Annotated in this window: 7 protein-coding genes; all 7 read left to right on the top strand. The window is 43.9% G+C overall.

The window, feature by feature from the left end; genetic code table 11:
- Positions 1-25 precede the first annotated feature (25 nt).
- The 7 genes from PHV44_02080 to PHV44_02050 all read left to right on the top strand — a co-directional run bounded on the left by PHV44_02080 (position 26) and on the right by PHV44_02050 (position 11,576).
- A complete protein-coding gene (locus PHV44_02080) occupies positions 26-484 on the top strand; it encodes a hypothetical protein (protein MDD5592073.1) in 459 nt (152 codons plus the stop codon).
- Between the two features lie 184 nt (positions 485-668).
- Complete coding sequence (locus PHV44_02075; GenBank protein MDD5592072.1) at positions 669-1,376, top strand: hypothetical protein; 708 nt, start codon at positions 669-671, stop codon at positions 1,374-1,376.
- A 160-nt stretch (positions 1,377-1,536) separates the two neighbouring features.
- Positions 1,537-2,211 carry a transposase gene (locus PHV44_02070; protein ID MDD5592071.1) on the top strand — a complete coding sequence of 225 codons (675 nt, stop codon included), beginning with the start codon at positions 1,537-1,539 and terminating at the stop codon, positions 2,209-2,211.
- A gap of 170 nt (positions 2,212-2,381) precedes the next feature.
- Positions 2,382-3,602: an ATP-binding protein gene (locus PHV44_02065; GenBank protein MDD5592070.1), complete on the top strand. Its 1,221-nt coding sequence runs from the start codon at positions 2,382-2,384 to the stop codon at positions 3,600-3,602.
- On the top strand, positions 3,599-7,174 hold the full coding sequence (locus PHV44_02060; GenBank protein ID MDD5592069.1) for an efflux RND transporter permease subunit: 3,576 nt from the start codon (positions 3,599-3,601) through the stop codon (positions 7,172-7,174). The genes PHV44_02065 and PHV44_02060 overlap by 4 nt, the downstream gene beginning before the upstream one ends.
- Positions 7,171-10,314 (top strand): efflux RND transporter permease subunit, encoded by a 3,144-nt coding sequence (locus PHV44_02055; GenBank protein MDD5592068.1) that lies wholly within the window; start codon positions 7,171-7,173, stop codon positions 10,312-10,314. The genes PHV44_02060 and PHV44_02055 overlap by 4 nt, the downstream gene beginning before the upstream one ends.
- Positions 10,311-11,576: an efflux RND transporter periplasmic adaptor subunit gene (locus PHV44_02050; protein ID MDD5592067.1), complete on the top strand. Its 1,266-nt coding sequence runs from the start codon at positions 10,311-10,313 to the stop codon at positions 11,574-11,576. Before PHV44_02055 ends, PHV44_02050 begins: the two co-directional genes overlap by 4 nt.
- Positions 11,577-11,688: the final 112 nt, after the last annotated feature.

Below are 11,688 nucleotides of genomic sequence, written 5' to 3'. Positions count from 1 at the left end.
ACTACTTCTCATTAAAAGAATTGGAATGAATAATAAACAATTGATTATTATTTATGCAATAGCAATATTATTGTTAAATGGGTGCGCATATATTAAAGACATTAGAAATTTAAATTCAGAGCCTATTTATATTACTGTCTATCGTGGCTATCCTCCTGTTAAAGAGGTAATATTCGGTAATAAAGGTGCCGTAGATTATAAACTTATCGATACGCGCATCAATAATTATTTAAATAACCATCGTGAATTAGAACAGACTATAGTAAATGCAATCCGTAATTACTCGGTTTGCAAGGGCATGACAAATGAACAGGTTGCAATAATAGCAATGCCTGATGTTAAGGAATTTGATAGAAAGAATAATAAAGAAATTTGGGTATATGGTTCAGTCACAAGAGATGGTAGAATGGTCAAAATTACTTTTGTAAACGGCATTATTACCCAAATAGATATTAAATATTGGACATATACATTCACAGAATAGCGATTCGAGTAAACTAAACCATTAAACCTAAACCACTATAAACTACATAAACCAGTAAACTAGACACTTTCCGTTCTAACATGAAAATAAAATATCTCGTCTTGTTTTATTTAGCATAAACCAGACGCTTTCCCATACAATCCTAATAGGGACAGCTGTCCCTATTTACTCAAATAACTTGATTATGAATAGATATTCTCTTATATTTTGCCTCGTTTGCTTTTTATCTGGTTGTGTTACGCTTGGTCAGCCTATTAAATCGGAATATAAGCAATCAATTAATAATATTGCAGTTGTTTCTATTATGGGTGATAATTTTAATGGCGTTAAAATAGGAACAACAGTATTTAATAATGACCAATTTGAAGAAGATTTTTCTACTTTTGGAATGGATAGAAAAATAGAAGAATCAATAGCTACATATTTAAAACATCATTCTGGACTCAATGCAGTAATCAGGCCTGATTTAAGAAAAGGTTTGCGGGGGAATTTCGGATATAAATCAAACCCTAAACAATCACTAGAACGCCTAAGGTCTCATATACAAAATCTAAAAGCAGAAGGAATCGACGCACTTATCATTATATCACCGAGTGAGAACATTTTCGGAAATACGTACACACACGTAAATGGATATGGGTTTGTAGTACAGACTTTTTTAATGATGTGGTATGCGAAAGCGTATTTTATATCAAATTTTACTTTGGTAGATACGGCTACGCAGAAAATTGTTTTTGACAGGGCTTGGTGGTGGTGGAAAGATATAAAATTTTCTCGATGGCAGAAATCATTTTTAGAATTAACCCTCGTGGATCAAGAAACACTTAAAAATTTTTTTGGCAATGTAGTTGACTCTGAAATTCCTAAGTTCCTTAAAAAATTTAATTTTTAAATACCCCCTAGACACTTTCCATTCAATCAAGACAGTACCCTTCAACTTAAGATAGAAGCTGCCCTAAATGCGGCAATAAAGGGCAATAAAGGGGACGGTTCTATTTTTTAGTTAGATTCTCCCTCCTTTTACGTCAATTATAGTAGAAGGAGGATTTTTTATGCCGCGGTATAAAAGGATAACCTTAATCAATGCAGCCATGCATGTTATATGTAGAGGCAACAACAGGAATAATGTTTTTCATAGCGATAACGACAAATTAAGATACTATGCACTGCTAGAGGAAATAAAGGATGAAAATAGAATAGATATCCTGCACTACTGTCTGATGGATAACCACCTGCATATCATCCTGCGCCTTAACCTTGAAAGCAAGGTATCGAGATTCATGAAACAGGTAAACTTAACCTATTTCCATTATTACCGAAAACGTTACGGATATTTTGGGCACTTTTGGCAGGATAGGTTTAAGAGCAATATTATTGAGTTGGATTCGTATCTGCTTCAATGCGGAAAATATATTGAACTGAACCCGGTGAGAGTTGGTATTGTCAGCCATCCTGGCGACTATCCCTTTTCCAGCTATAATTTCTATGCAAAAGGCAAGCCCGACACGCTCATTACCCCGAGCCCGGCCTATCTGGGTTTATCTGATTCCGCCACATCGAGACAAAAGCAATATGTTGATTTTGTTGTAGATAACAGTATAATAAATCCGGGTATGCTCGAGAAAAGGCTTTATATCGGCAGTCAAGCTTTTATCAATAAACTGCAGGCATATTATAATATAAAAAACAGGAGAGAAGACAGGGGCAGGCCACCAAAAGGTAAATAATTAGAACCGTCCCCTTTATCACAGACAGTTTCCCACCTAATCAAGACAGTGTCCCCCTCTCAAGATAGAAGCCGCCCTTTTTATCACAAAATAAATTCTATAAGACAAATTTGCATTATAAATGCAAAATTGTCTTGACAATGAATCCAAGATATGTTATATAAACAGCTATGGCTAAAGATATTTATGTACACCGGCAGATAGAGCCATCGCTTAAGGCTATCGCCAAGCAATTCCCCGCAATCGGTATAACCGGCCCACGGCAGTCAGGAAAATCCACGCTCCTTAAGAAGTTATTTGCAAGGACCCACCACTTTATTTCTCTGGATGACCCCTTAACTCGTCAAAAAGCTGTATTGGACCCGCGATTATTCCTGGATAATATCCGCGAGCCCGTGGTATTCGACGAGATACAATATGTCCCTGAAATATTATCTTACTTAAAAATAGCTATAGACCGCAACCGCAATAAACGGGGGCGCTTTATCCTCACGGGTTCACAGCAATTTAATCTGATTAAAAATTTAGGGGATACTTTGGCTGGTAGGATCGCTCTTTTAACCTTATTACCTTTTAGTAAAGAAGAAAAAGGGCATATGCCCGCGCAGAGAGAAAAGATAAGCAGCCCGCAACAGTTTTTTACCGATGCGTGCCTGCGCGGCTCCTTTCCTGAAATAAGCGTACGCCCAAAGATAGATTTCGAAACCTGGTATGGCAGTTATCTTGAGACATACTTAGAAAGAGACGTGCGCTCTACTTATATGATAGGCAGCCTCAGGGAATTCCATAAATTCCTGCAGTTATTGGCAACGCGCTGCTCTCAAGTCCTAAACCTCAATAGTCTGGCCACGGAATTAGGGGTTTCCATAAATACAATCAAAAAATGGATTTCTGTTTTAGAAGCAAGCCACCTGATATATCTCTTAAACCCATATTACAGGAATTTGGGCAAACGCATAACCAAGGCCCCAAAAGTATATTTTTTAGATTCCGGCATAGTCTGTTATCTAACCGGCATAAGGGATAGCAGACATCTCTTAAACGGGCCAATGGCCGGGGCGCTTTTTGAAAACTATATAATTCAGGAGACAATAAAATGTTTTTTTAACCAAGGCAGGAGACCGAATATATTTTACCTACGCACGCATAACGACGTGGAAGTGGACCTTATTATAGAAAAAAATATGCAACTTTTTCCCTTAGAAATTAAAATGAGCAAATCCCCAAACACCAATATGGCTAAACCCATAGAAAGATTTAAAAAGATATTCTCAAAGTTGGCTGTCAAGCCCGGTAAAATAATTTGCCTGAGCGATGAGGATGGGCTGTTAACAAAAGACGCCTCAGTATGTTCTTTAGATACATACCTGAAATGGATTAAAGAACTATGAATATCCCTAAGCTCTCCGTAAACCGGCCCATTACCACCATCATGATTTTTACGGCCATCGTGCTTTTAGGCTTTATCTCCTGGGGCAGGCTTCCCCAGGAGCTCTTCCCCTCTATCACCTATCCGCAGATCACCGTAGTTACTGCCTATGAAAATGCCGCTCCCGAAGAAATTGAAAGCCTGATTACCAAAAGTATTGAGGAAGCTGTCGGCACGGTCAATAATGTCAAAAGGATAAGCTCCATTTCTAAAGAAGGCCTGTCGCTGGTGATGGCGGAATTCAACTGGGGCACGAATATGGATTTCGCCGCCTTAAACGTGCGCGAAAAAATAGACCTGGTAAAAGAAAAACTCCCCCGCGAATCCCAGGAACCCATTGTCATGAAGTATAACCCTTTTGACCTGCCGATTATGAACCTGGCAGTTACCGGGGGCCTGCCTCCTTTAGAGTTACGCGAAATCTGCCGCAAATATATCAAGGACTCCATTGAAAAAACAGAAGGCGTGGCTTCAGCCACCATTACCGGAGGAGACGAACGCGAAATCCTGGTAGAGATTGACCAGCCGCGCCTGCGCGCTTCGCAGATACCCATAGTCTCCGTCGTGGATAGCCTCAGGGCGGCAAACATCAATTATCCGGCGGGGACCATCAAAGAAAGTTTTTATGAATACCTTATCCGCACCATGGGCGAATATCAAAAGGTAACGGAAATCCAGGAGACCCCTACTGCCCTGGACCTGCCCGAAGAAGAAGCCAAGACGCAGGAAGAAAAAGAAAAGAAGGAAAAACAAGGCCGGCGCCTGGTCTATCTTAAGGACATCGCCAAGGTAGAAGACACCATCAAAGAAAAAACCAGCATCTCCCGCTATAACGGAAAAGACAGCGTATCCTTAGTCATCAGAAAACAATCCGGGACCAATACCCTGAATGTAGTCAAGGGGGTAAAAAAAGAAATTCAAAAGTTACTGGCTGAAAAATTACCCCAGGGCATAAAGATCCAGGTGACCTATGACCAATCGCAGTTTATCCAGGAGGCGATCAGCAATGTGCGCGATGCCGCTGTGCAAGGAGCGTTCCTGGCATTTCTAGTGCTCTTCTTTTTCCTCTGGGAATTCAAGTCTTCCGGCGTCATCACCTTCTCTATACCTATTTCTATCATGGCTACCTTCTGCCTGATGTATTTCAGCAACATTAACCTGAATATGATGTCCTTAGGCGGGCTGGCTCTGGGAGTAGGCATGCTTGTGGATAACTCTATTGTGGTCATCGAGAATATCTTCCGGCACCGCCAAATGCAGAAGAATCCCATACAGGCCTGTATTGACGGGACGCAGGAGATGGTCGGCCCCATCATCGGCTCAACCCTGACTACCGTGGCAGTATTCTTACCTTTTGCTTTTGTGCTGGGGGTTGTGGGCCAGATTTTTAAACAGCTCTCCCTGACCATTACTTTTTCCCTCATCGTCTCCATCATTGTGGCGCTGTCTTTAGTGCCGGTATTAATTTCTTTGGGCCGGCGCAGAAAATCCCAATCTCTGGCGCTGCTACAATCCCTGGAAACAGCCCTCGTTGATAAAACCAAACTGATACAGGAAAAATTCCAGCGCCTGCAATCTGCTTACGGAAAATTCATCGCTAACATGCTTCACCAAAAGGGGAAAGTCATCGGCATAGTCCTTCTGCTTTTTTTTATCAGTATGTTCGTCATCCTCTTCTGGACGCAAAGGCAGTTTCTCCCCCGCGTTGACCAACGTCAATTTATTATTAAAGTAGAGCTCGCCCCGGGCACGCGCTTAGAGATAACCGACAGCGTGGTAAAAAAAATTGAAGGCTCATTGCTAAAACTTCCGGAAACTAAAGATGTAACCGTAAATATCGGCTCCAGCGCAGAAAGGACTTCCGCAGAAACAACTTCCCTGCAAACCTTAGGCAGCCATCAGGCCCAGATTATGGTGAATCTTAAAAAGAAATCCCGGGCGTTCAATACCCTGCGCTCCACCGATGAAGTCATCCAGTATCTAAAAAATAAGCTGGAAAAACAGGATTTAGAAGGTGCGGAAATAGAATATGTTGCCCAGGAGACTTCTTTTGGCACTGCCTTAGAGCAGGGAGCGCCTATTGCCGTCGAGATAAAAGGCGCGGACCTGAATAAATTAATAGAAATCTCCTCCTCTTTGCAATCTAAAATGAGTAAGATTAGCGGCGTTTACGGAATAAAAAGTAATATGCCCGCTCCCAGCCCGGAAACAAAACTGCATGTCCTTAAGGATAAGGCCTCGCTCTACGGCCTTTCTGTGCGCGATATCGCCGTCACTGCGCAGGTCGCCCTCAAGGGTTATGTGGCTACTAAGTTTAAGGAAAAACAAGGGCAGGAGGATGTGGATATCCGCGTGCGCCTGAGGCCCGAAGACAGGAGTGACTTAGGTAATTTAAGGAGGCTTTTAATTCACTCGCCATTGGGGATGGATGTCTCCTTATCTGATGTGGCTTATTTAACTAAAGGCAAAGGGCCCACGGAAATAAAACGGGTTGACCAGCAAAGGAATATAATCCTAACCGCCAATACTTACGGCCGCAATTTTAATCAGATAATCAATGAAATAAATAAAATCATCCGTTCTGCGGGCGCCAAGGTATCTAAAGATTATTCTCTGGAATTAGTCGGCGAGCAGCAGAGGATGAAGGAATCGTTCCATAGCCTGGCCTTTGCCATGGCCTTGGCTTTTATTTTAGTCTATATGATTATGGCCGGGGAGTTTGAGTCTTTATGGCAGCCTTTTTTAATTATGTTCACTATACCCCTCTCGCTTATCGGTGTTGCTTTTGCCCTATCTATTACCCGCACGCCTTTAAGTTCAGTGGCCTATTTAGGCATTATTATGTTAGGCGGGATTGCCGTCAATAACGGCATTGTCTTAATTGATTTGGTGAATGTTTTAAGAAAACAAGGGTATTCTGCTTATGATGCCGTGGTAGAAGCAAGCAAAAATCGGCTGCGGCCGATTCTGATGACCTCGCTGACCACCATCTTAGGGCTCTTGCCATTAGCGCTGGGTATCGGAGAAGGCGCAGAACTACAAGCGCCTCTGGCCATTACCGTAATGGGCGGATTAACTTCAGCGACATTCTTGACCCTGGTTTTTATCCCGGCTTTATATCTTATGGCGCATGGCTATTTTGAGACCCCGCCGCCACTGCCAGAAATAAAGATTGCGCGCGAAGAAATTAAACCTGAACCCGAACCGATTATTCCTCCCCCCCGGCCCAGTTTAGAAATAAAATTACCCGCGCCCGCTATGCCTGCGGTGATTAAACCTATTGCTCTGCCAATTCCCGAGGAAGCCGTAGAACCTCAAGCCAAGATTCCCCTTGAGAAACGGGAATTAAACGTGCGCCAGCAAGAACTCTTGATAAAACTAAAAGAGATTAAGAAAATCACCCGTAAGGAATACGCGCGGATGTTTAAAGTCTCCGTGCCCACTGCCGCCAGGGATTTAAAAGAGTTGGCAGATAACGGCCTGATTAAAGCCCGGGGGCCGCTGGGGCCGGGAAGATGGTATGAATTAATATGAGCCTGCCTAGTTTATCCGTAAGAAGGCCGACTGCAGTATCCATGTTTTTTATTGCCGTAGCCCTAATCGGCATAATCGCCTTGCGGCTGCTTCCCGTGGAGATGATGCCGAATACCTCATTCGGCGACATTACTATCAATATTGATGTGCGCGGAGGAATCCCCGCCTCTGAAGTAGAAAGGCGTATCGCCATACCGACGGAAGAAGCAGTCAGCAGCGTCTCCCACCTGAAAAATACCCTCTCCATCTCCAAAGAAGGCAATGCCACGGTTATCCTGGAATTCGAGCCCGGCACAAATATGGACTTTGCCGCCCTGGAGGTGCGCGAGAAGTTCAACCGCATCAGAAACAAATTGCCGCCGGAAATCGAAAAACCCATAATCGCAAAATACGAATATATGGATGTGCCGATTATGATCCTGGCGGTAACCAGCGATATCCGCTCGCCGGAGGAATTACGCAAGATTGTCGATGAAAAGATAAAAGACCGCATCCAGCGTATCGAAGGGGTTGCCCGGGCTGAGGTAGCCGGCGGAAGGGAAAGAAAAATACTGGTGGAAGTAGACCAGTATAAGCTCCAGGCCTACGGCCTGGCGATAAACCGGGTAGTAGATACCATTAATATTAATAATGCCAACCTATTGGCGGGTGAAATAAAACGGGTAAAGGATAAATACTTAGTCCGGACTATCGGAGAATTCCAAAACTTAGATGAAATCAGGGATTTAGCCATTGCTACCACAAAAGAGGGTTCGGTGGTCCGGTTAAGGGATGTCGCCGAAATCAAAGATTCTTATTTAGAGCCGGTAGCCTACGCCAGGCTAAACGCCCAGCCGGTAGTCTCTATTTATGTGCAGAAGGAGTCTACGGCAAACACGGTCAAGATATCAAACTTAATAAATAAAGAGCTAAAAAAATTAAGGCCGATCCTGGAGAAGGACATAAACGTAACCCCTACTTTTAATCAAGCAGAGACTATCCAGCAGGCAGTAAATCAGGTCCAACGCTCCTTAGGTATCGGCGCGGTGCTTGCATTTTTAATTCTCTTTGTCTTCTTAAGGAGCCTAAACATCAATCTCATTATCGCCGTAAGCATCCCCCTCTCCATCCTGTGCACTTTCTCGCTCATGTTTTTCAGCAAGCTCACCTTAAATGTGATGACCTTAAGCGGCCTGGCTTTGGGCGTAGGGATGCTGGTAGACTGCGCTATTGTCGTTCTGGATAATATCCTGAAAAAAAGGGATGCCTTATTGAATGACAAGGACAAATTAGCGCAGATATTTCTGGAAAATAAGGCAAAGGAAACAGTGAAGGAACTGGCGATAAGCGGCGCGGATGAAATGTTTCTGGCCATCACTGCTTCTACCTTCACTACTATCATCATATTCCTGCCGCTGGTGTTCATCAATCCTGAAATCCGGATGCTTTATAGCGGCATTGCCCTGACCATTACTTATTCGCTGCTGGCTTCGCTTTTAGCGGCCTTAACCTTAGTGCCGATGCTGGCAGCCAGGTTGAAAATAAAAGTTCCCGCCGCGCAGACTGAAGATGCCCTTACATCTCAAACAAAAATTCCGGCTGCCCAGCCCCTGCCGCTTTTTGTGGCCGGAAAATTTGAAACTTTTTATAAAAAGGCCGTCTCTGTCTGCCTTTCTCTACGCTATATTATAATCCTCCTCGTCATTTTAGGCTCTCTATATGCCTTGCGGGAATATAAAAAATTAGAGAAGGAGTTTATCGGTATTGCCGAGCAGAATAAGTTTACCATATTTATTGAACTGCCGACGGGGACAAAATTAGAGATATCGGATAAAGTTGTTGCCCAGGTAGAAAAATATATCTCTGGCTTGCCTCAGATAAAAAACGCGACCAGTAAGGTGGAGCCTTGGTCAAGTAAAATTTATGTGGAACTCCTCCCTTTGAGCAAAAGAAAAAAACCTACTGCCCAGATTATTAATGAGCTGCGCCCCTTTACGGATAATTTAGACCCGGCCTTCATCTATTATGAAGAATCCGAAGAGATCGGCACCAAAGAAATACTTATCGAGCTCTACGGTTATGATTATGACGTCCTGAAGGGCCTGGCAGTAGAGACCGCCCAGAGGATGCAGTCTATCCCTGATTTTACGGATACCAAAATAAGGATGCGCGAAGGCAGGCCTGAGATGCATTTAAATATTAATAAAAGGCAGGCGGCGATGTCCGGTATGTCCGTGGAAGATATCGCCCTGGCTTTGCATACCTATATGCGGGGGTTAGTCGCCACGCGTTACGGCGGGAAAGATAAAACAGAGGGAGAAGAAACCGAAACCATTGTGCGCCTTGAAGAAAAATACCGCAGGAATTTCGAAGACCTGCGCAGGATCGGTTTAATCAATTATAAAGGAGAGCAGATATATTTATCGCAGGTGGCCGATTTAAAAAGCGGCATAGGCCCGAGTGAAATCTGGAGAAAAAATAAAGCCCGTATGGTTCAGGTGAGCGCCAATACCGGCGGGCTAGCCCTGGGCACGGCAGCGGATAAAGTAAAGGAGGCATTAAAGGAATCAAAATTCCCCAACGATTATTTTTGGCAATTTGGCGGTAATTATGATAAAATGATACGCAATCAAAGGGAACTTGGCTTCGCGCTTATTTTAAGTTTAATCCTGGTATATATGATCCTGGCCAGCCTCTTTGAATCTTTCAGCCAGCCCTTTATTATCCTGATGACCGTGCCTTTGGCGGCAATAGGAGCAGTCATTGCCTTAAGGCTGGCTGATATCCCCGTCGGCACCGGCGTCCTCATCGGGGCGATTATGTTAGGCGGCATCGTAGTAAATAATGCGATTGTTTTGGTTGACCGGGTTAACTTCTTAAGGCGCAAACATCCTGTTGATTACCCCACAAAAAAAGGCATCCAGGAGGCAATGGTTATTGCCTCATATGACAGGCTAAGGCCCATCATGATGACCTCCCTGACTACCATACTGGGGCTCATACCTATGGCCTTAGATAAAAGCGAGTCTTCCAGCCTCTGGTCGCCTTTGGCAATCACGGTAATCGGAGGATTAACGCTATCTACATTTTTAACCTTATTTGTCATCCCTTGTATTTATCTGGCATTTAAAGACCTGCAATTAATTAGGGAGGTATTATGAATCTCCAAAAGACGCATATCTTAATTACCGCATTCCTCCTCTTCTGGATTGTCTTTATCGGCTGGGGCATGTTAAAGACCGGCGCTAAGTTATCCAAGGAAAAGGCCGCGGTCCCGACGGTAACTCAGAAACAAACCCAACCGGAGGCGGCGCCTAAAAAAGAAATAACTCCTTTAGAGAAGGCGGCTGAAAAAGATATCCCCCCAAATCCGCCCGCTGAAACCGGGCCTATCCCGGTAAGGGTATTTGAAGTAAGGAGTGCCGATTTTCAGGATACCCTGCCCGTGATGGGCACGGTCAAAGGCAAGACCGAGATCGGGCTTAAGTTTGAGGTTAACGGCGTAATAGAAAAAATTTATTTCCGGGAAGGAGAAAAAATCAAAAAAGGCGGCCTCATTGCCTCATTAGACCCTAAGGACGCGCAGTTACGGCTCGCCTATGCCAAAAATAAATTTAACGCAGCCGAAGCAGCTTATAACTCCATCCAGAAAAAATTAGAGGTGCAGAAAAAACTCTATGAAGCAGGGGCAATCATTAAATCAAAACTGGAAGAGGTAACTTTAGAGTGCAAGAGCGCCGGGTTTCAATTGGAAACCACAAAAAGCGAAACCGAATTAGCGGAAAACGAACTGAATAAAACCCTGCTTTATGCCAATACCGACGGCGTGATGGGGCCCCGCGAAAAAGAAGAAGGGGAATTTGTCACGCCCCAGGATAAAATCGGTTCGCTCTTGGAAATCAGCGAGGTCTTTGTAGAAGTAGGGGTGGTAGAGCGGGACATCAATAAAATAAAATTAGGCCAAAAAGCCAAGGTTTATGTTGACGCTAATCCCGATGTTACCTTTGAAGGAAGGGTAGACAGCATATTCCCTGTGGTAGAAGGTAAAAGCCGGACCCTTACTGCCAAAATCAAAGTCCCTAACCCAAACGGCCTCTTATTCCCGGGGATGTTCAGCCGGGCGGAAATACTCATCATTGAATTAAAGAATGCCTTGATTATTCCTGTAACCAGCCTTATACCCTCTGAAAAAGGTAAGACCTTGCTTCCGGTTATACCCCAGGAATCAACAACAAGGCCTGAGGATGGCTCACAAACAGGGATTGTAGAGTTGCGGCGCGTAAATACCGGCTATATGACCAGCGACTATGTCCAGGTTACCAAAGGCCTGAAGTCCGGGGATTTTGTGGTTATGGAAACGCGCGGCGAGCTTAAAGATAATGCTGCGGTAAGAATAGAAGGAATAGAAGAATCTGCTTTTTAACGTAATAGCCCCAACCGGATTTTCCGCCTTCGCTCTTTGGTAGATTACATTCTTGGCTTTGATGGGCTACGGCGGACCCGCCGAAGCACACCATAGCGTTTTACGAAGTAAA

It is taken from the genome of Candidatus Omnitrophota bacterium (genome assembly GCA_028717245.1).
Classification (GTDB): Bacteria; Omnitrophota; Gorgyraeia; order Gygaellales; family Profunditerraquicolaceae; genus JAGUYA01.
Note: the sequence above shows the minus strand (reverse complement) of the source record. Positions and strands in the feature narration are given on the sequence as shown.

Excerpts from the sequence above, each read along its gene's own strand:
- PHV44_02060 (MDD5592069.1), top strand. The coding sequence starts at position 3,599 with ATGAATATCCCTAAGCTCTCCGTAAACCGGCCCATTACCACCATCATG.
- PHV44_02065 (MDD5592070.1), top strand. The coding sequence starts at position 2,382 with ATGGCTAAAGATATTTATGTACACCGGCAGATAGAGCCATCGCTTAAG.
- PHV44_02080 (MDD5592073.1), top strand. The coding sequence starts at position 26 with ATGAATAATAAACAATTGATTATTATTTATGCAATAGCAATATTATTG.
- PHV44_02050 (MDD5592067.1), top strand. The coding sequence starts at position 10,311 with ATGAATCTCCAAAAGACGCATATCTTAATTACCGCATTCCTCCTCTTC.
- PHV44_02075 (MDD5592072.1), top strand. The coding sequence starts at position 669 with ATGAATAGATATTCTCTTATATTTTGCCTCGTTTGCTTTTTATCTGGT.
- PHV44_02055 (MDD5592068.1), top strand. The coding sequence starts at position 7,171 with ATGAGCCTGCCTAGTTTATCCGTAAGAAGGCCGACTGCAGTATCCATG.
- PHV44_02070 (MDD5592071.1), top strand. The coding sequence starts at position 1,537 with ATGCCGCGGTATAAAAGGATAACCTTAATCAATGCAGCCATGCATGTT.